This window comes from Bradyrhizobium sp., from assembly GCF_019244115.1.
In the GTDB taxonomy this organism is placed as follows: Bacteria; Pseudomonadota; Alphaproteobacteria; order Rhizobiales; family Xanthobacteraceae; genus Bradyrhizobium.
On record NZ_JAFATE010000771.1, the window covers coordinates 1 to 23,376 of the forward strand.

General features: G+C 64.9%; 22 protein-coding genes. 17 read left to right on the top strand and 5 right to left on the bottom strand.

Going from position 1 to position 23,376, the window contains the following annotated elements:
• From JOZ76_RS32915 to JOZ76_RS32925, 3 genes are all read left to right on the top strand, one after another.
• Positions 1–331 (top strand): hypothetical protein (locus tag JOZ76_RS32915; RefSeq protein ID WP_291705555.1); only part of this gene is annotated, 331 nt, incomplete at its 5' end.
• A gap of 116 nt (positions 332–447) precedes the next feature.
• Entirely contained in the window at positions 448–684 is a 237-nt protein-coding gene (locus tag JOZ76_RS32920; RefSeq protein ID WP_291705556.1) for a hypothetical protein, read from the top strand.
• A 599-nt stretch (positions 685–1,283) separates the two neighbouring features.
• Complete coding sequence (locus JOZ76_RS32925) at positions 1,284–2,429, top strand: hypothetical protein (RefSeq protein WP_291705557.1); 1,146 nt, start codon at positions 1,284–1,286, stop codon at positions 2,427–2,429.
• Positions 2,430–2,462: 33 nt separating this feature from the next.
• Here JOZ76_RS32925 and fliP read toward each other — a convergent pair whose 3' ends face one another.
• Together fliP and JOZ76_RS32935 are read right to left on the bottom strand one after the other, a co-directional pair.
• Positions 2,463–3,263: a flagellar type III secretion system pore protein FliP gene (fliP, locus tag JOZ76_RS32930; RefSeq protein WP_441300144.1), complete on the bottom strand. Its 801-nt coding sequence runs from the start codon at positions 3,261–3,263 to the stop codon at positions 2,463–2,465.
• Complete coding sequence (locus tag JOZ76_RS32935; protein WP_291705558.1) at positions 3,260–4,300, bottom strand: flagellar biosynthetic protein FliO; 1,041 nt, start codon at positions 4,298–4,300, stop codon at positions 3,260–3,262. Before JOZ76_RS32935 ends, fliP begins: the two co-directional genes overlap by 4 nt.
• Positions 4,301–4,851: 551 nt before the next feature.
• On the opposite strand from JOZ76_RS32935, the gene flgB reads away from it, so the two are divergent.
• The 11 genes from flgB (at position 4,852) to JOZ76_RS32990 (ending at position 15,651) form a co-directional block, all read left to right on the top strand.
• Positions 4,852–5,256 (top strand): flagellar basal body rod protein FlgB, encoded by a 405-nt coding sequence (flgB, locus tag JOZ76_RS32940; RefSeq protein WP_291705559.1) that lies wholly within the window; start codon positions 4,852–4,854, stop codon positions 5,254–5,256.
• A gap of 58 nt (positions 5,257–5,314) precedes the next feature.
• Positions 5,315–5,740, top strand: a complete 426-nt coding sequence (gene flgC / locus JOZ76_RS32945) for a flagellar basal body rod protein FlgC (RefSeq protein ID WP_291705560.1) — start codon at positions 5,315–5,317, stop codon at positions 5,738–5,740.
• Positions 5,741–5,757: 17 nt separating this feature from the next.
• Positions 5,758–6,066: a flagellar hook-basal body complex protein FliE gene (fliE, locus tag JOZ76_RS32950; RefSeq protein ID WP_291705561.1), complete on the top strand. Its 309-nt coding sequence runs from the start codon at positions 5,758–5,760 to the stop codon at positions 6,064–6,066.
• A 139-nt stretch (positions 6,067–6,205) separates the two neighbouring features.
• Entirely contained in the window at positions 6,206–6,469 is a 264-nt protein-coding gene (gene fliQ / locus JOZ76_RS32955) for a flagellar biosynthesis protein FliQ (RefSeq protein WP_291705562.1), read from the top strand.
• Positions 6,470–6,683: 214 nt separating this feature from the next.
• On the top strand, positions 6,684–7,454 hold the full coding sequence (gene fliR / locus JOZ76_RS32960) for a flagellar biosynthetic protein FliR (RefSeq protein ID WP_291705563.1): 771 nt from the start codon (positions 6,684–6,686) through the stop codon (positions 7,452–7,454).
• 11 nt (positions 7,455–7,465) lie between these two features.
• Positions 7,466–8,545, top strand: coding sequence for a flagellar biosynthesis protein FlhB (gene flhB, locus JOZ76_RS32965; protein ID WP_291705564.1), 1,080 nt, complete (start codon positions 7,466–7,468; stop codon positions 8,543–8,545).
• 125 nt (positions 8,546–8,670) lie between these two features.
• Positions 8,671–11,232 (top strand): cell cycle histidine kinase CckA, encoded by a 2,562-nt coding sequence (cckA, locus tag JOZ76_RS32970; RefSeq protein ID WP_291705575.1) that lies wholly within the window; start codon positions 8,671–8,673, stop codon positions 11,230–11,232.
• 342 nt (positions 11,233–11,574) lie between these two features.
• Positions 11,575–12,525: a Tim44 domain-containing protein gene (locus tag JOZ76_RS32975; RefSeq protein WP_291705565.1), complete on the top strand. Its 951-nt coding sequence runs from the start codon at positions 11,575–11,577 to the stop codon at positions 12,523–12,525.
• Positions 12,526–12,724: 199 nt separating this feature from the next.
• The gene (locus JOZ76_RS32980; RefSeq protein WP_291705576.1) at positions 12,725–13,354 is read left to right on the top strand and encodes a lectin; all 630 of its coding nucleotides are present in this window, start codon (positions 12,725–12,727) and stop codon (positions 13,352–13,354) included.
• Positions 13,355–13,546: 192 nt separating this feature from the next.
• Positions 13,547–14,251 (top strand): glutathione S-transferase, encoded by a 705-nt coding sequence (locus JOZ76_RS32985; protein WP_291705566.1) that lies wholly within the window; start codon positions 13,547–13,549, stop codon positions 14,249–14,251.
• A gap of 140 nt (positions 14,252–14,391) precedes the next feature.
• Positions 14,392–15,651 (top strand): Vgb family protein, encoded by a 1,260-nt coding sequence (locus JOZ76_RS32990; RefSeq protein ID WP_291705567.1) that lies wholly within the window; start codon positions 14,392–14,394, stop codon positions 15,649–15,651.
• Positions 15,652–15,748: 97 nt separating this feature from the next.
• Here JOZ76_RS32990 and JOZ76_RS32995 read toward each other — a convergent pair whose 3' ends face one another.
• Both JOZ76_RS32995 and JOZ76_RS33000 read right to left on the bottom strand, forming a co-directional pair.
• Entirely contained in the window at positions 15,749–15,916 is a 168-nt protein-coding gene (locus JOZ76_RS32995; protein WP_291705568.1) for a hypothetical protein, read from the bottom strand.
• A gap of 201 nt (positions 15,917–16,117) precedes the next feature.
• Positions 16,118–16,612: a hypothetical protein gene (locus JOZ76_RS33000; RefSeq protein ID WP_291705569.1), complete on the bottom strand. Its 495-nt coding sequence runs from the start codon at positions 16,610–16,612 to the stop codon at positions 16,118–16,120.
• 257 nt (positions 16,613–16,869) lie between these two features.
• On the opposite strand from JOZ76_RS33000, the gene JOZ76_RS33005 reads away from it, so the two are divergent.
• Positions 16,870–18,525 (top strand): fumarate hydratase, encoded by a 1,656-nt coding sequence (locus JOZ76_RS33005; RefSeq protein ID WP_291705570.1) that lies wholly within the window; start codon positions 16,870–16,872, stop codon positions 18,523–18,525.
• Between the two features lie 140 nt (positions 18,526–18,665).
• On the opposite strand, the gene JOZ76_RS33010 is transcribed toward JOZ76_RS33005, so the two are convergent.
• Positions 18,666–20,882: a hypothetical protein gene (locus JOZ76_RS33010; RefSeq protein ID WP_291705571.1), complete on the bottom strand. Its 2,217-nt coding sequence runs from the start codon at positions 20,880–20,882 to the stop codon at positions 18,666–18,668.
• A 232-nt stretch (positions 20,883–21,114) separates the two neighbouring features.
• Here JOZ76_RS33010 and JOZ76_RS33015 point away from each other — a divergent pair, with 232 nt between their 5' ends.
• Entirely contained in the window at positions 21,115–22,158 is a 1,044-nt protein-coding gene (locus tag JOZ76_RS33015) for a LacI family DNA-binding transcriptional regulator (protein ID WP_291705572.1), read from the top strand.
• A gap of 300 nt (positions 22,159–22,458) precedes the next feature.
• Positions 22,459–23,376: xylulokinase (gene xylB, locus JOZ76_RS33020; protein WP_291705573.1), on the top strand; the 918-nt coding region annotated here is incomplete at its 3' end.

Genomic DNA, 23,376 nt, shown 5'->3' on the forward strand with positions numbered 1-23,376 from the left:
TGTCCTTCGCGCGGTGGTCGGCTATGCCCTGGCCGAGGATGCCATCGGGCTTGCGCGGTTTCGCGAAAAATATGCGCCGCTGATGACCGCGGAAGCCGACAAGATCGCCTTCGACGTCGCGAGCAAGCCGGCCTCGGGCTCCAGCGCCGAATTCGCGCAGATCGCAAAAATGGCCGCGAGCGTCGACACCCTCGACGGCTTCCTGCGCGAGATGAAGGCCCGTTTCCCGGACGCGATGGCCAAGCCGGCGGCGGAGAGCGCGAGCGGCGAGCACACCGCGGCAACGCTGCCCGAGATCGCCGGCCTGCGCCGCGTCGGCGCGACCCGGTAAGTCCTCCATCCTCTCGACAAGGACGCGCCAAAGCGGCAACCTGACCACGCTCAAGGCGTTTTCAGTCGAGCCGATCTCGCATGACCTTGAGAGGACAGCCGGAGGAAGACCATCTTATGAGCAAGCCCGCCAAGACCGCTGCCGAACTGATCGCGATGGCCAAGGCCGAGCTGAAGGTTCACGCCGATTGTCCCGACGGCATGGTGATCTCGCTGATCCGCGACCGCGATTCCTGGGAATTGCGTGCCAGCGCTGATGAGGCGACCGTGGCCAAGCCGGGTTATCCCGAATGCGTGGCGATGCTGGTGCAGATCGGCGACCATCTCGCCAAACAGTATGACGCCATGGAATGAGCGAGCCCGGGGGCCGTGATCGCGCCGACCCCCGATCATCCCAGATGCGGCGGGCGGGCCACGCGGATCATTCCCGTAAATCTACGGAGGCCAAGTTGCAGAACGCGCCAATTCGTGACACTTCAACTTGCGCTGGCAATGTTTCGGAAATGCTAAGGTCGGAGCCTGATGCTGCGAGCCGGGTTTTCAGCTGTGCAGTTTCGTAACGCATTAACTTTGCTGCGGCACGAAGGATCAGAAAGCCGTCATTCCGGCCAAGCGCGGCGGGCCGCGCTTGGCGCGGGCCCATTTGTACGCACGTGGCCGCGGGGCCCGTAGGCGCACGGCCGCAATGCTGCGGCACGCGAAATTAGGGCCGGCTTCAACTTTTGCCTGCACTGTTTGCGGGATGAGCGGGGTTGCGGGTTCGCATCGTCGAGCCCTGCTTCAAGACCTCGCCGACGATAGTTGAGCGCTTTTTAAAGACGATCAGGTGCCCGCCAGCAGGGCTCGGATCCGGTGGTCGCGATTTACCGACCAGCCGGTGGCTTGGCCGAAAGCCGGACTCAAACCGGGCAGCGGGACGATCGGGTTGCAAGACCTTTTGAGGCATTATGCCGATGACGGAAGTTGAGCTGCCATCCGACCGGGTCAAAAAATACCTGCAGAACATCTCGCCGCAGGCGCGCAAGAACCTGCTCGCGGAGATCGAGCGGATGCAGATGTATGGCGAGACCATGCCGGGTGCCGACGCGCTGCTCGAGCAGTTGCGCGCCGAGTTTCGCGGCAGCGGCGAGACCCATGACCGTGTCGGCAACCCGTCGCGGCATTTCTTCCAGGCCATCGAGGCGCTGTTCGTCAACCGTCCGGCGGAGCGAACCAATCCGGGGCAGATCTCGCGCGGCTCGCTGTCGCCGATCTGGGAATGGATCTCCAATGATCTGCTGCGGACCATGACCCGCGACTACAGCGAGAAGGTGAAGGATGCGCTGATCAAGGGCGATGCGCCGAGGGCGCGGACCATCGCCCGTGACTTCCAGTCCAAGGTGCTCAAATCGCTCGAAGGCACCCTCGACACCGACGATGGGGTGAGGCGTGCGCGCAGCGCGCTTGCCCAATACACCGCGTCTCAGGCCGCCTTCGAGGATCTCCGAAAGATCATGGCCGCGCTGCGTGCGCGGGACGCGTTGGAGAAGCTGGAGCGGGCGCTGCCACTCAAGATCGACGAACTTCACGGCAAGGTGCTCGCCAATGTCTGCGGATTTTTGGACGCATTCGCCGCGGAGCAGGGCAGCGGGGCGCTGCCTTTCGCCCAGGCAGTCGTTGCCAGGCACCTGAAGATGCGCTGGCAACTGGTTCGGCTTGCGACGTCGACCGCGCAGGGCAGGGGTGTCGCCGCGATCGCGGCCTCGCGCTTTGCAATGAGCGTCACCCTCGTGCTGGATCACCTCGACGACCTCAGGCTCGGATTGAAGCAAGCCCTGAGGAGCGACCGCCTGCAGCTCGCCAAGCAAAATCTCGCCGACATCTACGAGATCGAAACCGCGTTGCGGGCCGAAATCGGCCACCTCGAGACGTCCGATTGGGGGCGGGCGCTCGACGGCCTGATGGCCCAGGTCGCCGCCGACCTGGACGCCGAGTTTCACAGGCTGCCTGAAGGCACCCAGCACGTCCTGGGGTCGCTGCACCGCCACGGGGCGCAAGGCGGCCTCCTCGTGCTGATGCGCAGGGGCCGCGACGCCCTGCGCAGTCTCGTGACGCATTAGCATCGCCCCGCCGCTCCGGGGGGAAGGACCAAATTACCCCCCGTAGCTCTGCACCAGGCTGCCGGCGACCAGCGACCAGCCGTCGACCAGGACGAAGAAGATCAGCTTGAACGGCAGCGACACCACGACCGGGGGCAGCATCATCATGCCCATCGACATCAAGACCGAGGCGACCACGAGGTCGATGATCAGGAAGGGCAGGAACAGCAGAAAGCCGATCTCGAAGGCGCGCTTCAGTTCGGAGATCATGAAGGCGGGCACCAGGATCCGCAGCGACATCTCCTCAGGGGTCGCCGGAGGCGGTTCGCCCGAAAGGTCCAGGAACAGTTTCAAGTCCTTCTCGCGCACGTTCTTTTCCATGAAACCACGCAGCGGACCGGCAGCGCGCTGCAGCGCGTCCTCGACGGTGATCTGGTTGGCGATCAGCGGGCGGATGCCCTCGTCATAGGATTTTTGCAGCACCGGCCCCATCACGAAGGCGGTCAAGAACATCGCGAGCGCGATGATGACGGAGTTCGGCGGCGCGGTCGCCGTGCCCATCGCGGTGCGCAGCAGCGACAGCACCACCACGATCCGGGTGAATGACGTCATCATGATCAGGATCGACGGCGCGATCGAGAGCACCGTCAAGAGCGCGATCAGCTGGATCGCGCGCTCGGTCACGCCGCCCCCGCCCGCACCGCCGAGATTGATGCTGATGTCCTGCGCGGCCGCAGGCGTTGCCAGCACCGCAAGCGCCGCCAGCACGACAACCGCCGCCAGCGCTGGAAGCGCTGCGGCTGTCGTCAGGGAGGCAGGAATGAAAACTCTACGCGGAGAACCTGCGCGCCTCACGAAGACGATGACTTCGAGCGGCCGAGCAGCGAGGCCATTTCGTCTTCGAGACTGTCGAAGGCACTCGGCGACGCCGCGGGAGCCGGCGGCGGCGCCGGCTCGCTCCGCGGTGCGGCCGCTCGTTGCGGCGGGGGCGGCGGTGCCGGCTCGGGCGCGACCGGAGGTGAAGCCGGCTCACCCTGCGGGCGGCGCAGCGCGGCTTCGAGCCGCTGCGCCATTTCCGCAAGGCTCTGGTCGGCGCTCGGCGGCAGCGGCGGCGCGGGTGCGCGTTCGCGCTCGGCGGCAGGTGCGCGGAGCGGCGGCGGTTTCGGCGCCTCGCTCGGCCGCGGTGCGCGCGGGATCATCGGTTCGGCGCGCGCAGGGGCGCGCGGCGGCAGGTCTGCGCGCTGCGGCAGCGGCTCGGGCCGCGCTGGCGGTTCGCCACGCAGCGGCGGCTCGCCCCGCTGCTCGGCGCGCACCGGAGGCTCGGGACGGAGCGGCGGCTCGGGACGCGGTTCCGGGCGGCCGATCGGCTCCAGCGCAAAGCCCGCGAGCGGGTCGCGGCGCTCGCCGGCCATCGGCGGCGGCCGCCGCAGCTCGTCGGCAAAGGCCGGCCGCGCGGGGCGCGGTGGCGGCGGCTCGGGCATCGGCGGTAACGGCGGCATCGCGGGAATCGCCGGCTCGGCATCTTCGTTGCCACCGCTCCAATTGGCGGCCTCGGGCAGCGGCGCCAGGCGCGGTGGAGCTTCCGCCGGTGCGGCGGGGGCGCGATGCGGCAGCTGCTCGCGCGCCGGCACCGCCCGCACGATGTTGGATTCCACGACGATGTCGCTCGGGCCGCCGATCATCAGCAGATGCTCGACATTGTCGCGCCGGACCAGAACGAGACGGCGCCTTCCGTCGACGGCGGCGGCATCGATGACGGCCAGGCGCGGCATGCGCCCGCGATTGGCTGTGGTGCCGAGCCGGTTGCCGGCAAAGCGGCGAAGCAGCCAGAAGACGACGCCGATCAGGGCCAGCACGGCTACGAACGCGAAGAAAAATGTCACTGCCTGCATGCGATGTCCCCGCAAATGCCGTTCATCCAGTTTCTCATCTGCCGCACGCGCATCGGCTGCGCGCGACAGCAAAGGGGCGAGGAGCGCCCGAACTGGAACTCGTGTGACGAACCCTGAGCTTCGCCACCGAATACCGGCGAGTTCTCATAGCGAATGTCAGGGCCCAAGCCACACGAGAATCGAAGTTTTCCCAGTGTCTTTCGGCTCTGACATTCGTAAACGAACTCGCCGCAAAATGATACGAATGTCAGAACCGGGACACCAAGTCCTAATGACCCCCGGCAGGAAGTGCCGGCCCCGGCCAAACCCCTTAATAACCCATGAATCGGCCGGACCAAAATTACTTCTTCGCATCAAGGTCCCCGCTAACTGACGGGGTTAACGCGGTTTTCGCTGCCAATCGGCGGCCTGGAAATGGTCTGAAAAAGCCCCTGTGGGTATCTTTTGAGCTCTCCACAGGCTGACGCCTTAACCGGCCGTTAACCATACACGCGGCAAATTCTGCCTACTTCCGAAGCCGTTTCGGCGCGGAGTGAAAGCGGAGCGGCGCGATGTCCATCGGCGATCTTCCGGTTCTGAACGCGTTGCGCACCAAGATGCAGTGGCACCAGGAGCGGCAGCGCGTCCTGGCCGAAAACGTCTCGAATTCCGACACGCCGAATTTCCGGCCGCGCGATCTGGTCGAGCCGAAATTTCAGCCATCCGGGATGCCCAAGGGAACCACCGGGCCGCTGCCGATGACCCAGACCAGCGCCGCCCACATGGCGTCCGCCAGCGGCGCGCCGACCTTCGACCAGAACAAGAGGGTCGGTTTCGAGACCCGACCCGCAGGCAACGCCGTCAACCTGGAGGAGGAGATGATGAAGGTCTCCGCCAACCAGATGGATTTTGCCGCGGTCAGCGCGCTCTACAGCAAGAGCCTGCACCTCATCAAGACGGCGATCGGCAAGGGCTAGGGCAACGCCGGCGGCGTCAAGTTGACGCCGCAGCGTTCGGCAGCAGGAGAGGCGCAACATGGCAAACGACAGCAACGACTTCATGCGTTCCATGGGGATCGCGACCTCGGGCCTGCGCGCGCAGGCCGGACGGATGCGCGTGATCTCGGAAAACATCGCCAATGCCGATTCGACGGCGCCGACATCAGGCGGCGATCCCTACCGCCGCAAGGTGCCGACCTTCACCGCGCAGCTCGACCGCGCGCTGGATGCCCAGGTGGTGACGCTCGGCCGCGTCGCCCGCGACCCTTCCGCGTTCCGCACCAAGTACGAGCCAAACAATCCGGCAGCCGATGCCGCCGGCAACGTCAAATATCCCAACGTCAATTCGCTCGTCGAAATGACCGACATGCGCGACGCCCAGCGCTCCTACGAGGCCAACCTCAACATCATCGGCGCGACCCGCCGGATGATCCAGCGCACGCTCGACATCCTCAAGAGCTGAACAGGGACACCTAAGCCATGGCTTCACCGACAGTTGCCGCCAACGCCTATGCCAATCTCGCGAAGATTCTCGATTCCGGCGGCCCCGGAAAGAGCGGCGAAAGCAACGGTCCGTCTTTCAGCGCGCTGCTCAAGGATGCGATCGGCAGCGTCGCCGAGGTCGGCCGCAAGGCCGACGCGCAGACCGTGTCGATGGCGCAGGGCAAGGCCAATGTGATGGACGTGGTGACGGCGGTCGCCGAGACCGACGTCGCGGTCTCCACGCTGGTCTCGGTCCGCGATCGCGTGATCGCGGCCTATGAAGACATCATGAAGATGCCGATTTGAAATTTTCCACCCTCATTCCGGGGCGCCCGCAGGGCGAACTGTGGTGCGCGATTGCGCATCTGGGAATCTCGAGATTCCGGGTTCGATGCTTCGCATCGCCCCGGAATGACCAAGCAAAGTTGAGAAAGCGAGTAGAGAAATGACCGGTCCTGAAACTCTCGACGTGGCCCGCGATGCGATCTGGACCATCGTGGTGGTGTCATCGCCATTGATGGGCGTCGGCCTCGTGGTCGGCGTCGTGGTGTCGCTGTTCCAGGCGCTGACCCAGATCCAGGAGCAGACGCTGGTGTTCGTGCCAAAAATCCTCGCGATTTTCGTGACGCTGCTGCTGGCACTGCCCTTCATGGCCGATTCGCTGCAGAGCCACATGATGCGGATCTCGTCGCGAATCATCGGCGGATGAGGCAGAAGTGCTCTGACATTTGTTTGAGGTGGGGCCGCATCGCCGGTGCGCTCCCTCCCCCTTGCCGGGGAGGGCTGGGGAGGGGGGTACCACACGACGAGCTGCGTCCGGGGACCCCCACCCCGACCCCTCCCCGCAAGGGGAGGGGAGCGCACCGAACTCGTGGACGCGCGCTTCAACCGCGGATCGCTACGCTCGGAGTGGTGCGGCCACCATGCGCATCGACATTTCGTTTCTGCCGGCGCTTGCCGCCGCGTTCGTGCTGGCGTTTGCCCGCATCGGCGCCATGGTGATGCTGCTGCCGGGGTTCGGCGAGCAGAACATCCCGGTGCGGGTGAAACTGTCGATCGCGCTCCTGCTCACTTTAATCATCCTGCCGCTGCACCGGGCAGCCTATCAGCTCGACCTGCAATCCATGGCGGCGCTGATGGTGCTGATGGTGCATGAGATCGTGATCGGCATCGTGCTGGGCGCCACCGCGCGGGTGACGCTGTCGGCGCTGCAGGTCGCGGGCTCGGTGATCGCGCAGCAGATGGGGCTCGGCTTCGTGCAGTCGGTCGATCCGACCCAGGGCCAGCAGGGCGTCCTGATCGGCAATTTTCTCACCATGCTCGGGGTGACGCTGCTGTTTGCCACCGACAGCCATCATTTGGTGATCTCGGCGCTCAACGACAGCTACAAGGTGTTCGCGCCGGGGGAGATCATGGGAAGCGGCGACGTCGCGGCGCTCGCCACGCGCGCCTTCAGCGCGGCGTTCAGGATCGGCCTGCAACTGTCGGCGCCGTTTCTGGTTTTCGGCCTGGTGTTCAACATCGGGCTCGGCGTGCTGGCGCGGCTGATGCCGCAAATGCAGGTCTATTTCGTCGGCGTTCCGCTGTCGATCTTTGTCGGCTTTCTCATCTTCGGTATCGTCATCGTGGCGATGATGGGAACCTTCCTCGACTACTTCATCGGCGTGATGCACCAGATGATGCCGCTCAGATAAGGTGTTGAAAAATGGCCGACGAGAGCGACAACGAAGACAAGACAGAAGACCCGACCCAGAAACGGCTCGACGAGGCCCTGGAGCGCGGCGACGTCGCAAAGAGCCAGGAGATCAACACCTGGTTCGTGATCGCCGGCGGCACGCTGATCATGTCGACGTTTTCCGACCAGATCGGCGGCGGGCTGATGGTGCCGCTGAAAAACCTGATCGCCAATTCCTGGATGATCAATACCGACGGGCCGGGCCTGCTGCAGCTCGCCAAGAGTCTCGGAATGCTCGTGATCGGCGCGGTCGGCGTGCCGATCCTGATGCTGGCGCTGGCCGCGATCGCCGGCAACATGATGCAGCATCGCCTGGTGTGGTCGAGCGAACAGCTGAAGCCGAAATTCTCGAAAATCTCGCCGATATCAGGTTTCAACCGGCTGTTTGGCAAACAGGCCGCGGTCAACTTCGCCAAGGGCCTGTTCAAGCTGATCGCGCTCGGCACGATCATGACCATGATCCTTTGGCCGGAGCGGCATCGCCTGGAATCGCTCGTGAGTGCCGACCCGGCGACCCTGCTTGGCCTCAGCACCGGCATGACCGTGCATCTGATGGGGACGGTGGTCGCGATCCTCGCGCTGGTCGCGATCGCCGACTATCTGTTCCAGTACCGGCAGTGGCACCAGCGGCTGAAAATGTCGCTGCAGGAGATGAAGGAGGAGTTCAAGCAGTCCGAAGGCGATCCGCACATCAAGGGCAAGATCCGGCAGCTGCGCCAGCAGCGCATGAAGAAGCGCATGATGACGGCGGTGCCAAAAGCCTCCGTGGTCATCACCAACCCGACCCACTATTCAGTGGCGCTGTCCTACGAGCGCGGCATGGCGGCGCCGGTCTGCGTCGCCAAGGGCACGGACCTCATCGCGCTCAAAATCCGGGAGATCGCCCGCGAGCATGACGTGCCGATCGTGGAAAACGTGCCGCTGGCGCGCGCGCTCTATGGCACCGTCGAGATCGACGACGAGATCCCGGTCGAACACTATCAGGCGGTCGCCGAAGTCATCGGCTACGTGATGCGGCTGCGGCAGGGTTTTTCCGGGCGGCGGACGTGACGATGATGGCCTGTGAAATGCCGGTAAAATAGCGGTTTGACGGACTTGCGCTGGCCGACCCGATTCAGTCACTTGAGGATTGGCGTGCGAATCGCGCCATGATGAGTGGACAGGCCGTGCCAGCGATGACCGCCGATTCCGACCTTGATGCGTCCCGCGAGCCGGCGGCCCTGCACGAGCCGCCGCGGCGCAGCGGTAGCATCGTGCTGGTGCTCTTGGTCGCCGGCGGACTGGTGGTGGCGGCGCTGGTGCTGATGAGCATCGGCCGCGCCCAGGCCCAGCCCTACATCCTCGGCCTGCTGGCGCTGCTGGCGATGGTCGGGCTGTTCAACCTGTTCGCCTTTGCCGCCGGCATCATCCGCTTCGCCGACCGCACCACGGATGATCCCGTGATGGCCAAGGTGCCCGATCTGGCGCCCGACGGGCTTGCCGTCTCCGATCCGCGCGGGCATGTGGTGTTTGCCAATGCCGCTTATCTTGCCATGACGGGCGCCACCGGTCTGCAGGACGTGCGGCCGGTCGAGCGGGTGTTCATCGGCAATCCCGACGTCTCCGAGGCCGTGTTCCGCCTCTTGAAAGCGGCACGCGAGGGAAAACGCCTGCAGGAGGAGGTGCGCGTCGCGGCCGAGGACGGCGGCCCGGGCCGCTGGCTGCGGATGCGGGTACGCCCGCTCGGCGACAGCAAGCGGGATGCGAAATATTCGGTGTGGTCGGTCGGCGACATTACGCGCGACCGCGAGCGCCAGGAGGACGTTTTTCAGGAGCTGCAGCACGCGATCGAATATCTCGATCACGCGCCTTGCGGCTTCTTCTCGGTCAACGGCGCGGGCGAGCTCGTCTATGTCAACGCGACACTGGCGAACTGGCTCGATCACGACCTCGCCGAGATCGGCTCGGGCGGCCTCAAGCTGACCGACATCGTGTCCGGGGACGGCGCCTCGCTATTGACCTCGATCGTGGCCGCGCCCGGCGAGGTCAAGACCGAGGTGTTCGACGTCGACCTGCGTATGCGCACCGGCAAGACCATGCCGGCGCGGCTCTATCACAAGCTCGCCTTCGGCGCCGACGGCGCGCCGGGGCCCTCGCGCACCCTGGTGATCAGCCGCGCCCGCGACGAGCGCTCCGATCCGGAGCGTGCCGCCGAGGTGCGCTTCATGCGCTTCTTCGACCACACCCCGATGGCGATCGCGACCGTCGACCGCGCCGGCGCCGTGGTGCGTGCCAATGCCCGCTACGCAAAGCTCGCGCAAAGTCTGAGCCCCGACTCGATCGCCACCAAGTCGATTGTCCGCGCCGTCAGCGCGCGCGACCGCAATCTCCTGATCGCCGCGATCAACCAGGCCGCCGAAGGGCAGGGCGACATCGCGCCCGTCGAGGCGATGCTGGAAGGCACCCGGGAGCGCTGGGGCCAGTTCTTCGTCACCTCGGTCGAAGAAGACGAGCGCGAGACTGAGGCCGCCATCGTCTATCTGCTCGAGACCACCGAGCGGCGGACACTGGAAAACCAGATCAACCAGTCGCAGAAAATGGAGATGGTCGGCCAGCTCGCCGGCGGGATCGCGCACGATTTCAACAACGTGCTCTCAGCGATCATGATGGCCAACGACTTCCTGCTCAACGCGCACAAGCCGACCGATCCGTCGTTCCAGGACATCATGCAGATCAAGCAGAACGCGACCCGCGCCGCCACGCTGGTGCGGCAGCTGCTCGCGTTCTCGCGCCGCCAGACGCTGCGGCCGCAGGTGCTCGACCTCGGCGATGCGCTCTCCGACCTCACCATGCTGCTGCGGCGGCTGATCGGCGAGAAGGTCAAGCTCGACCTCGTGCATGGCCGCGACCTCTGGCCGGTCAAGGTCGACGTTTCCCAGTTCGAGCAGGTTGTTGTCAATCTCGCGGTCAATGCGCGCGACGCCATGCCCGATGGCGGCAAGCTCACGGTCAGGACGGCCAATGTCGGGGCGCCGGAGGCCGGCCAGCTCGCCTATAAGGGCATGCCGGCGGCGGACTATGTGAAGATCGAGATCGCCGATACCGGCACCGGCATCCCGCCCGAAATCCGCGACAAGATCTTTGAGCCGTTCTTCTCGACCAAGGAGGTCGGCAAGGGGACCGGCCTTGGTCTGTCGACGGTCTACGGCATCGTCAAGCAGACCGGCGGTTTCATCTACGTCGACTCGGAGGTCGGCAAGGGCACTTCGTTCCTGATCTTCCTGCCGCGCCATGTGGCCGAGCCGGAGGTCGCGGCCGAGCCGCAGGTGACGAACGGCGCGCCGAAGGAGGCGGCCGCCGAGGCGAAGCCGCGTGCCGATATGACCGGGCAGGGCACGATCCTGCTGGTCGAGGACGAGGAGGGCCTGCGGTCGCTGAACGCGCGCGGGCTGCGCTCGCGGGGCTACAGCGTGATCGAGGCCTCCAATGGTGTCGAGGCGATGGAGGCGCTGGAGGAAAAGAGCGGCGCGATCGACCTCGTGGTGTCGGATGTGGTGATGCCGGAAATGGACGGCCCGACGCTCTTGAAGGAGATGCGCCAGAAAAATCCCGACATCAGGATCATCTTCGTGTCCGGTTATGCCGAGGACGCCTTCGAAAAGAGCCTGCCCGAGAACCAGCAGTTTGCCTTCCTGCCAAAGCCGTTCACCTTGAGCCAGCTCGTCGCCGCCGTGAAGGAGACCATGACGCCGCAATAGCCGCTGTCATTCCAGGACGCATTCACCACTCCCCGCATGGGGAGAGGTCGCACCGCTTCAGCGATGCAGGTGAGGGGGCTCTCCACGAGCGCGGTGCTTGGAGACTCCCCCTCACCCCGACCCTCTCCCCGCAAGCGGTCCGCAAGCGGGGAGAGGGAGCACATCTGCTGTGGCGCGGGCGTTGCAGCGCGCCGGACGCGAAAGCTGTCAAAATTGGCGCAAAAAACCGGCATCCCCGCGACGCCGCGCCGCAGGTCCAGCCCCTTCGACCGGCTTTCCCTTTTGCGGAACCCTGCCCATCTTAGAGGCACGTCCCGTTCAGGGGATTTGAGGATTCGACCAATGAAATTCACACGACCCGTGCGTGGCATGATCCGGGCCGCTGCGGTGGCGCTGTCGCTGGCGCTGGCCTCGACGCTCGTCATGTCGGCTGCCGATGCCCGTGTCGGCGGGGGCATGTCCTCGGGCTCCCGCGGCACACGAACGTTTTCGGCGCCGCCCTCGACCTCGACCGCGCCGGGCACCGCGCAGCCGTTCAACCGCACTTTTGGCCAGCCGGCGAATCCCGGTGTGGGTGCGCCGATGGGCGGCGGCTTCTTCAACCGTCCGGGTGGCGGCCTGCTCGGTGGCCTTGCCGCGGGCTTTCTCGGCGCCGGCCTGTTCGGCCTGTTGTTCGGCGGCGGCCTGTTTTCCGGCATCGGCGGCTTGTCGTCGGTGTTTGGCCTGATCCTGCAGCTTGGGCTGATCTTCTTCCTGGTGCGGATGGCGATGTCCTGGTGGCAGCGCCGCCAGATGGGAGAGCCGGCCTATGCGGCGGCCAATAGCCCTGGCCCGCAACCGGGCAATTTTGGCGGGATCGGCGGTTTCGGTTTCGGCGGAGGCACTGCGCCGCTGCAGATCCAGCCCGCGGACTACGAGAGCTTTGAGCGGCTGCTCAGCGAGATCCAGGCCGCCTGGTCGAACGAGGACACGAACCGCCTGGGCCAGCTCGCGACGCCTGAAATGGTGTCGTATCTCGCCCGCGACCTCGAGCAGAACCGCGCCCGCAACGTGGTCAACAAGGTCTCAGGCACCCGCCTGCTGCAGGGTGATCTTGCCGAGGCCTGGCGCGAGGGCGAAACCGATTATGCGAGCGTCGCCATGCGCTTCTCGCTGGTCGACCGGACGGTCGACCGCGCGACGGGCCGCCTGGTCGAAGGCAGCGAGCAGCCGACCGAGGTCACCGAAGTCTGGACTTTTGTGCGGCCGCGCGGCCGCAGCTGGGAACTCTCGGCAATCCAGCAGACCAATTGATCGCTTTCGAGCGAACAATGAACAAGGCGCCGCGGCTTTGCCCGGCGCCTTTTTTCATGGCCCGCTCTCGTCATCGTTGCGGTGCGCGGAATAATTCTTCGTGCGCCGTGTTGGTGTGAGGTCGCAAGACCACCAAATCAGTCGGGAGGATGACATGTCCGCAAAGTCGCTTGCGCTGCGCGTGTGCGCGTTCGCCGTGATGTCTGTCGTGGCCTTCGGATCGGAAGTGGCAAAAGCCCAGAATGCGAACATGTCCTTCTTCATCACGTCGGTCGGCCCCGGCAAGGGCGGTGATCTCGGCGGGCTCGCTGGGGCCGACGGTCACTGCCAACAACTCGCGCAGTCCGCAGGCGCCAGTGGAAAGACATGGCACGCCTATCTCTCCACCCAGGGCACGAATGCCGTGAACGCGCGCGACCGCATCGGCAACGGCCCGTGGCAGAACGCCAAGGGCATCGTGGTCGCCAAGGATGTCGCCGACCTCCACAGCGCGAATAACAACCTGACCAAGCAGACCGCGCTCACCGAAAAGGGCGAGGTCAATAACGGCCGCGGCGACACCCCGAACCGTCACGATATCCTCACCGGATCGCAGGCCGACGGCACCGCCTTTCCATCGGGCACCGACCGCACCTGCGGGAACTGGCTGAGCTCGGGGCAGGGCGCGGCGATGGTCGGTCATTCCGACCGGCAGGGGCTGCGCGACGACGAGCCGTCACATTCCTGGAATTCCTCGCATCCTTCGCGCGGTCCGGATGGTGGCTGCTCGCAAGCGGATTTGAGGAGCACCGGCGGCGACGGGCTGCTGTATTGTTTCGCGGTGAATTGAGCCGATCAAACTCTCGCGGAGCTCGGCGTCACCTCTCCCCGCCGCGCCCTGCTGACGATGCGCGCGATCTCGGCTGCCATGAGCACCCCCTGCGTGCGGAGCTTTGCCACCACCGCGGCGTTGGATACGATGACCGCACCGAGGCTGCAAGCCGGCGCTGGCGACTGGCCCTGAGACCACGGAGAGGCGCCGATGCGCTACGAGCTCTATTACTGGCCGGAAATCCAGGGCCGCGGCGAATATGTCCGCCTTGCGCTGGAAGAGGCGGGAGCCGCCTACGTCGACGTCGCGCGCGAGGGCAATGGCACACCTAAGATGCTGCGCGTGATGGAACAGGGCGGCACGCCGCCGTTTGCGCCGCCATTCCTGAAGGCCGGCAAGCTGGTGATCGGGCAGACCGCCAACATCCTGCTCTATCTCGGCGCGCGCCATTCGCTGGCGCCGAAGACGGAAGCAGGAAAACTCTGGCTGCACCAGCTGCAGCTCACCATCGCCGATTTCGTGCTGGAGATTCACGACACCCACCATCCGCTCGGGCCGTCGCTTTACTATGAGGACCAGAAGGCGCCGGCGAAGCGGCGCAGCGAGGCGTTCTGGAACGAGCGGGTGCCAAAATATCTCGGCTATTTCGAACGGATCCTGAAGGATGGCGGCGGCACCTATGTCACGGGCCGCCGCGTCAGCTATGTCGATCTCTCGCTGTTCCAGATCATCGACGGCCTGCGCTACGCCTTCCCGAAGCGCATGACGGCGTTCGAGGACGCGGTGCCCGGCCTGCTCGAACTGCGTGACCGCGTCGCAGCACGGCCGAACATCAAGGCCTATCTCGCCAGCGACCGCCGCATTCCCTTCAACGAGAGTGGAATCTTTCGCCGCTACAAGGAGCTCGATGCTTGAACCCGCCGTCCCCGCGGCACGCGCAATGCTGATCCGCAAGAGATCAAGCGGTCGCGAATTGCGCTTGCGCCCGGTTGTGCTTTTAATCGCGGCTCACTGAGCGCGCCGGATCCGAACAACAAGAACAGCGGGAGGTGTCCATGAATTGCAGTGATGTGATCAGGGCGATCGGCCGATCCCCGAAAACTTTCGTGGTTGCGGCGATGGCGCTGTCGAGCGCGGCTGCCGCGCAGCAGCCAGGCGCCGATTTTCCCGACGGCGCGGCCAAGGGCGACGTCGTCACGATCTGCGGCGGCTGCCACGACATCAACCGCGTCAAGGCCGGCTACACCGACGAAGGCTGGCGCACCGTGATGCGCATGATGCAGAATTTTGGTGCGCCGATTCCGCCGGATCATGTCACCGAGATCACCGACTATCTGATCAAGAGTTTTCCGGAGGGACCGCGCCCGCAGGCCGCGCTGATCGAAGGCCCGGTCGATGTGGCCATCAAGGAGTGGCCGGTGGCGACGCCGGGTTCGCGGCCGCACGATCCGCTCGCAGCACGCGACGGATCGATCTGGTACTCGGGCCAGCTCACCAACGTGCTCGGCCGGCTCGATCCGGCGAGCGGGGAGATCAAGGAGTATCACGTCAATGCCCAGACCGGGCCGCATGGGCTGAAGGAAGACAAGGACGGCAACATCTGGTTCACCGGCAATTTTGCCGGCCTGATCGGCAAGCTCGATCCGAAAACGGGGCAGGTAGCCGAGTTCCGCATGCCGGATCCTGCGGCGAAGGACCCGCACTCCCTGGTGTTCGATCAGGACGGCATCCTCTGGTTCACCGTGCAGCAGGGCAACAAGGTCGGGCGTCTCGACCCCAGGAGCGGCGAGATCAAGCTGCTGACGCCGCCGACCGCGAATGCGCGGCCCTATGGCATCGTGGTCAACTCCAAGAATGTCGTCTTCTTCGTCGAGTTCGGCGCGCCAAAGGTCGCCTCGATCGATCCGAAGACGCTGCAGATCCGCGAATATCCCTTGCCCGATCCGGCCGCGCGTCCGCGCCGGCTCGCGATCGGGCAGGGCGACATCGTCTGGTACAGCGATTTTGCGCGCGGCTATCTCGGCCGCCTCGATCCGGCCACCGGCGCCGTGAACGAATGGCCATCGCCGAGCGGGCCGAAATCGCAGCCCTACGGCATGGTCTTCACCAAGGGCGCGGTCTGGTACAGCGAGTCGGCGGCCAAGCCGAACACCATCGTGCGCTTCGATCCCTCAAGCGAAAAATTCCAGACCTGGGCAATCCCCGGCGGCGGCGACATCGTGCGCAACATGGACGTCACGCCGGGCGGCGAGCCGGTGATGGCCAACAGTCTCGTCAACAAGGTCGGCCTCGTCGAGGTGAAGGGCGGAAAGTAAACGCTTCGCCCTGCGCCAGAGCGATGAGCCCGGGTTGGGGGCGCTTGCTCGATGCGATCGGACGCGTCACAGCGGAAGCGTCCGAAAGCAGATAGCCTCAGGCGAGCTGATCGACGCGCGTTCCCTGGCCCGGCGGCAACGGTGCGCGCACCTGCTGCGAGCTGCTGTCGTCGCTGTCGGTTTTCACCGGCGGTTGCTGCTGGCTGGCGTCGGTCGAAACGATCGGGGTTGGCGGCACGCTCGAGGAGACGCTCGAAATCGTCATCAGTCAGATCCTCTGATCCCTGCTGTTTTCCGTACGAGCGTGACGCGTCTGCGCCAACGAAATGCTGATCGAACCGCTAAAATCGTCTGCAATCGGGGTTGCGCGCGGTCATGGTGAACGGCGGATTCACGCGGTCACGGAAAAATGGGGCGTTCAGGTTGACGGGCTTACCCTGCAGCGTGGGCGCAGGCGGCTCGACATCTACTGGTCCTTGCCGCGCGAGATCGTGATCGTGGATTCGCTCTTGGTCCGGATACAGCGCATGTCGAGCCGGCGGTAGCGGATGGAGATGTCGTCGCCGCGAAACAGGCCCATCCGTTTCACGCAGCGCGTCACGCCCTTGAGCATGTCGTCCTTCGGCAGCGTGAAAACGATCGCGCTCGCACCCGCCATCAGGTCGAGAAAGGCCGCGGGCGGCTTGCGGTCGCTCTTGCCGTACAGCTGATTGGCGTAACTGCGCGAGGAGCAGCCGAGCGTGATCTCGCGCGCATTGGGGTGGGCGAGGTAGATCACGCCCGCGGCGGTCTGGCCGACGCGCAGGCCATCGATCTGGCTCTTGAGCTGGCCGGCAAGATCGTCGCAGCGGTCGGCGGCACGGGCCGGCGAAGCGGCCAGCACCGCAATCGCGCACAGCACAATGGTGAAAACCGCCGATCTTACGCCGGGCGACGGACGTGTGCGCAATAGGCTTGTCATGAAAACCCCTGACGCGATTGAAGCCCATCGCGGGCGGTTCGTGCAAGCCCTGTTGGGGGCGCCTCGCCATGACGAGGCGTCGTCGTGGCGCTCCGGCCACGCCATGGGCGCAGCATCGGGAACCGGACGCCGCGACCGGGGTCGCTTCCGCGAAGCTCAAGCGCCGCCATGCCGAAAGCTCAGTTGATGGCTGTCGGGTGGTGGTCTATCAGACCTGTCAAGAGCGCCGCGCGCGACCCTTAACCGACGAGCCCCCCATGAACGCCCCGACCGCCTTTCCCGATCAGCAAAAGCCCGTTCCGCCCTACAAGCATACGCCGCTGTTTCCTCTCGGTGCGGACACCACACCGTACAACAAGATTTCAACCGAGGGCGTTCGGGTCGAGAAGGTCTTGGGACGCGACATGCTGGTGATATCGCGCGAGGCGCTGCGCGCGCTGTCGGAAGCCGCCTTCGGCGAGATCAACCATTATCTGCGGCCGGGGCACCTGAAGCAGCTCCGCGGCATTCTCGACGACGCGGAAGCGAGCCCGAACGACAAGTTCGTCGCGCTCGACTTTCTGAAGAACGCCAACATCGCCGCCGGCGGCGTTCTGCCGATGTGCCAGGATACCGGCACCGCGATCATCATGGGCAAGAAGGGCTGCAACGTCATCACAGACGGCGAGGACGAGGCGGCGCTGTCGGAGGGCGCACGTGATGCGTATCTCCGCCGCAATCTGCGCTATTCCCAGGTCGCGCCGCTCTCGATGTATGAGGAGAAGAACACCGCCAACAACATGCCGGCGCAGTGCGAGATCTACGCCGAGGGTGAGGACGCCTACAAGTTCATGTTCATGGCCAAGGGCGGCGGCTCGGCCAACAAGAGTTTTCTGTTCCAGGCGACGCCCTCGGTGCTGACCAGGGACCGGCTGCTCGCCTTCCTGAAGGAGAAGGTGCTCACGCTCGGCACCGCGGCGTGTCCACCCTATCATCTCGCCATCGTCATCGGCGGCACCTCGGCCGAGCTCTGCATGAAGACGGTGAAGCTGGCGAGCGCGCGCTATCTCGATGCGCTGCCGACCCACGGTTCGGCCGACGGCAATGCGTTCCGCGATCTCGAGATGGAGCAGGAGATCCACAAGATGACGCAGTCCCTTGGCGTCGGCGCGCAGTTCGGCGGCAAATATTTCTGCCACGACGTGCGCGTGATCCGGCTGCCGCGCCACGGCGCTTCATTGCCGATCGGGCTCGGGGTGTCCTGCTCGGCGGACCGCCAGGTGCTCGGCAAGATCACCAAAGACGGCATCTATCTCGAAGAACTCGAGCACAATCCGGCGCAATATCTGCCGGCGGTGGAGCAGCAGCTCGGCGGCGAGATGGTCAAGATCGACCTCAACCAGCCGATGAAGGATATTCTTGCGACGCTCTCAAAACATCCGATCAAGACGCGGCTGTCGCTCACCGGCACCATGATCGTGGCGCGCGATTCCGCCCACGCCAAGCTGCGCGAGCGGCTGGAGAGGGGCGAGCCGCTGCCGGACTATTTCAAGAACCACCCGATCTACTACGCAGGGCCGGCGAAAACGCCGGAAGGTTATGCCTCCGGCGCGTTCGGTCCGACCACCGCGGGGCGGATGGATAGCTTCGTCGACCAGTTCCAGGCGGCCGGCGGCTCGATGGTGATGCTGGCCAAGGGCAACCGCGCGCCCATGGTGCGCGAGGCTTGCAAAAAATATGGCGGCTTCTATCTCGGCTCGATTGGCGGTGCGGCGGCAAACCTCGCCGAACACTGCATCAAGAAGGTCGAGGTCGTGGAATATCCCGAGCTCGGCATGGAAGCGATCTGGCGCATCGAGGTGGTGGATTTTCCCGCCTTCGTCATCATCGACGATAAGGGCAACGATTTCTTCAAGGAGCTGAATCTCGGGTAAGGTGGAGTCGTCTTTCTCCGCTCGTCATGCCCGGGCTTGTCCCGGGCATCCACGCCTTTCTCTTACTGAATGCAAGACGTGGATGGCCGGGACAAGCCCGGCCATGACGACGGGTGTTGTGGTGTGCCCGCGCCTCGCTTTCACTCCGCCGGACTCAGCTTCGGTCGCAGGGATGGGGCCCAGGTCGACAGCAGATAGAAGCCGATCGCGAGGATCAAGAGATGCTGGAACCCGAGCAGGGTGGAAAACTGCTCCGCCAGCCCGCCGATCATCGCACCCGCGATGTTCGACCCCATCGCATGCTCCGGATTTGGTTCATCGCGGAATGACCGCGCAAAGATGATGCCGGCAAAGAACATCGGGCCGAGCGCGAGCAGGCAGGGCACGGCATAGCGCCAGACGAGGCCGCCGCTCAAAAAGACGTCGAACGGGATCAGCACCGAGGTCGCCAGGAACATGAGCAGCGCGCCGTAGTGGGCGTTCAGCCGCACGGTCGGGACTTTCAGGACGTAGAGATTGGCGAGCAGGATCAGCACCAGCGCGCTGAAGAACACGGCCGAGTTGACCAGCCAGGTCGAGCCGAACAGCAGCGCCATCTGCACCACCGCCTTGGTTTCCAGCAGCATGAAGGCGGCACCGAGGAAGAACATCCTGATATTGATGGGTGAGCCTGTCCTGGAAATTCCCCTCGCCGTCGCCTTCATGAACAGCAGCACCATCGTGATGCCGAGGCCGCCGAGCAGCACCATGGAGCGCAGCGTCAGATCGGGGATCAGGCGGTCGCTGACATAGAGGAACGGCCAGTCATCCGTGGTCAGTTGCGTGGATGACGCCTGGTCGGTGATCAGTTTTGTCGGCGCGATCGGCATCCAGCTGCCGGCGCTCGTTTTGGGCTCGCCGTCAAAGCCGTTGACCGAAAAGTTTTCCGCCGGCAGCTGGTTCATCCAGAATGCGCCATGCTGCTTGAACGCCAGCGGGATGCGCTGGTTGCAGCCGGCAACGATGGTGACGAAGCCGGCCTGTTCGGAAGCCTTCAGCGTCTCGGTATGGGGGACGGGCAGCACGAGCGGTTCGCAGCCGAACACCCGCTGCGCCATCGCGGCGACGCGCTGCACGATCCAGCCCTGGCGGAAGTAATTGTACATCACGAAGACGCCGTCCTTTTTGAGCACGCGGCGGACGTCCTCAAAGGCCTGCTCGGTGAACAGATAGCTTTCGAGGCGGATGTTGGCGTAGCCGGAGTGCAGGATCAGCGAGTCGACCAGGGCATAGACGACGAGGTCGTATTTCTGCTCGGTCGTGCGCAGGAAATGCCGGCCATCATCGAGATGACGGACGATCCGCGGATCCGCATAGGGCTGGTCGGGATGGGAGTGAATGCCGATGTCCTGAATGACGGGATCGATCTCGACGGCATCGATGCGCGAAACGCCGTGGCGCAGCGCATGCGCCAAGTCATTGCCGGAGCCGGCGCCGATCACCAGCGCATTCTCGAACGGTGCGCCGCCGCTGCGGTTCTGCAGCAGATGGATCAGGGAATAGACAGCCCCGCGCTGCGCGAACGGCTGCATCTGCTGATGGCCGATATTGTTGACCGTCAGCGCGTTGGTCTCCCTGTCGTGGTCGACGGCATAATAGGGCGACCAGCGGAGCTGGTGCTGCCCGGAGGATTGGGTGGGAAGGGCCGCAAAGACGATCACGAGCAACAGGGCTGCGCCGCGGGTAGCCGTCAGCGTGTTGTCTCGATGCAGCAGATAGGCGGCGCCCACAGCGATGATCAGGAGCCAGATCGCGGGCGGCGCCTGCAGGAAGGAGATCGCGGAGAAGCCGATGATGCCGGCGAGGCTGCCGCCGATGTTGAGGGAATAGGCCCTGATGCGATCGGGATAGGCCTCGAAGGCGCGTCCCATCACCTGGCCGAGCCCCACGAACATCAGCGCGATCAGGATGAAAAACAGCCCGGCGATCCATTCGATCGGAATGACGAACTTTGCGAGATCCGGGTTGCGATATTCGGTGCCGAAAAACACCTCCTGCGGCGAGGTCTGATGGCCCACGTCGACGGCAAGCCCCTGCCAATGACCGTAGAGCAGCACGGTCAGGCGTGCGACCGCGAACGTTCCGGCCGCGATCAGCGGCAACCATCTCATCCAGTCGAAGCGCTGACGCGCTGCGAGGCATCCGCAGCTCATGCCGAGGAAGCAGGCGAGCAGCACCACATTGGTGAAGAACTGCAGGAAAATCACGTTGGCCGAGAACCAGCGAATGCTCGCAAGCTCCAGGAACAGGACCAGAAAGCCGACCAGAAACAGTTTAAGTCCATGCTGGGACACGGAGGCGGCGCGAGGCTCGGTCATGCGGATTTCATCTCTTCACCGGGGCAGACATCCTTCGGGTTCAGAGAGCGTAGCGGGACCCGCGCAACGTAAAGTTAATATGATACCGTGCAGCAGCCTCATTGTCTGACGCGATTGGCTTAAGGTTTACGAAACAAGGCCGGGGCGATATCCGCAGTCGACAACCCATGCCGCAAGGTCTGCACCTCAAAATGAGTTGCGTACCTCAAAGCCTCTGCTAAGCTCCGCCGCCATGACGGAGCAGGACTTAAGCCCACCTTTGACGCTAAAGGACATCGCGCGCCGCGCGGGCGTCAGCCTGGCGACCGTCGACCGCGTGCTGCACAATCGCCCCGGCGTGAAGCCGGACACCGCCCGCCGCGTCCGGGAGGCGATCGAACGCAATTCCTTTCAGCCGCATGTGGCCGCAGCCGAACTTGCCCGCGGCCGGCTCCGGCGGTTCGCCTTCGTAATGCCGTCCGGTCCGAACCTGTTCATGCAGCAAATTCTTGCGCACTTGAATGAAATGTCGACCTGGCTTTCGGCGCGCCGGCTTGCGGTCCAGACCCTGACCACTGATGTGTTCGAGCCGACGGCGCTCGCCACTACGCTGGAAGCGCTTGGTGAGGGGTTCGACGGCGTCGCGGTGGTCGCGCTCGATCATCCGCGGGTCCGGGCGGCCATCAACGATCTCGTGGATGGCGGCACCAAGGTGGTGACGCTGGTCTCCGACGTGCCGTCGTCGCGGCGCCACCATTATGTCGGCATCGACAACATCGCCGCCGGCCGGACCGCCGGCGCGCTGGTCGGCCGTCTCACCGGCCCGGGAGCCGGAAAGGTCGCCGTCGTCGCAGGCTCGACGGCCTTGCGCGACCACGCCGAGCGCATCTTCGGCTTCAACCAGGTGATGGTTTCGGAATTTCCGCACCTCGAAATGCTGCCAGTGGTTGAGGGGCGCGATGAGGATCAGCGCTCAGAACACCTCATGATGAGGTTGCTCGGAGAGCATGCCGACATCGTCGGGCTCTATAATGTCGGCGCCGGTACGCCGGGTGTCGCCAAGGCGCTGATCGAGGCCGGGCGCACCAAGCAGGTGGTCTTCGTCGGGCATGACGTCACGGTCATGACACGAAAACTGCTACTGCAGGGCGTGATGGATGCGGTGATCTCGCAGAATCCGGGGCATGAGGCGCGCGCCGCCGTCCGCGTGCTGCTGGCGCTCGCCCGCGGCGAACCGATCCTGAGCGAACAGGAGAAGATACGGATCGACATCGTGATGAGGGACAATCTGCCGTAGCACGCAGCGAGTTTGGTTGGCTTTGTTGCCACATCGCCAGTGGGCTCCCTCTCCCCGCTAGCGGGGAGAGGGTTGGGGTGAGGGGGAGTCTCCGAGAAACTGAGCTCGCGGAGAGTCCCCCTCACCCAGATCGCATCTAAGGATGCGATCCGACCTCTCCCCGCAAGCGGGGAGAGGTGAACATCTACTGCGCTGCTCTCAGTGTGACGACTGGAGCAGCGGTTCGAAATGTGACGGCCCTGGGCGGAACAAGGCGACCTGAGTTCGCGCGACGCCAGAGGCTTGGAGGGAGGACGATAGGTGTATTTGGGCATGGACGTCGGCACGTCCGGCGTGAAAGCCGTGCTTGTGGACGAGGCGGGTGCGATCGTCGCGACCAGCTCGCGCGCGCTCACGCTGTCGCATCCATATCCGCTGTGGTCCGAACAGGATCCGGACACCTGGGTCGATGCTGCGATCGGCGCCGTCGACGATCTCGCCGTATCCTATCCGCGTGAGACATCAGAAGTGCGCGGCATCGGCCTGTCAGGCCAGATGCATGGTGCGACCCTGCTCGGCAAAGACGGCGTGCCGCTGCGTCCGGCCATTCTCTGGAATGACGGCCGCTCCCACGCCGAATGTGCCGAACTCGAGCGCATTTGCCCGTCGCTGCATGCGATCGCGGGCAATCTGGCGATGCCAGGCTTTACCGCGCCAAAGCTGATGTGGGTGGCGAAGCACGAACCCGAGGTCTTCGCGAAGGTGGCCAAGGTTCTGCTGCCAAAAGCCTATGTCCGCTACCGCCTGACCGGCGAGATGGTCGAGGACATGTCGGATGCCGCCGGAACGCTCTGGCTCGACGTCGGCAAGCGCGCCTGGTCGGATCAGGTGCTGGCGGCAACCGGGCTCGGTACTCAGCACATGCCGCGCCTCGTCGAGGGCGACGAGCCCAGCGCATCGTTGTCGCCCGAGCTCGCGCGGCGCTGGGGCATGGGTCCAAACGTGATCGTCGCCGGCGGCGCCGGCGACAACGCGGCGAGCGCGATCGGGCTCGGCGCCATTGCGCCCGGGGATGCCTTCCTGTCGCTCGGCACATCAGGCGTGCTGTTTCGCGTCACCGATACATTTGCGCCGGCGCCGGCCTCCGCGGTTCACGCCTTCTGCCATGCGCTTTCCGGGCTCTGGCACCAGATGGGCGTGATGTTGTCGGCGGCCGCTTCGCTTGCCTGGCTCGCAAAG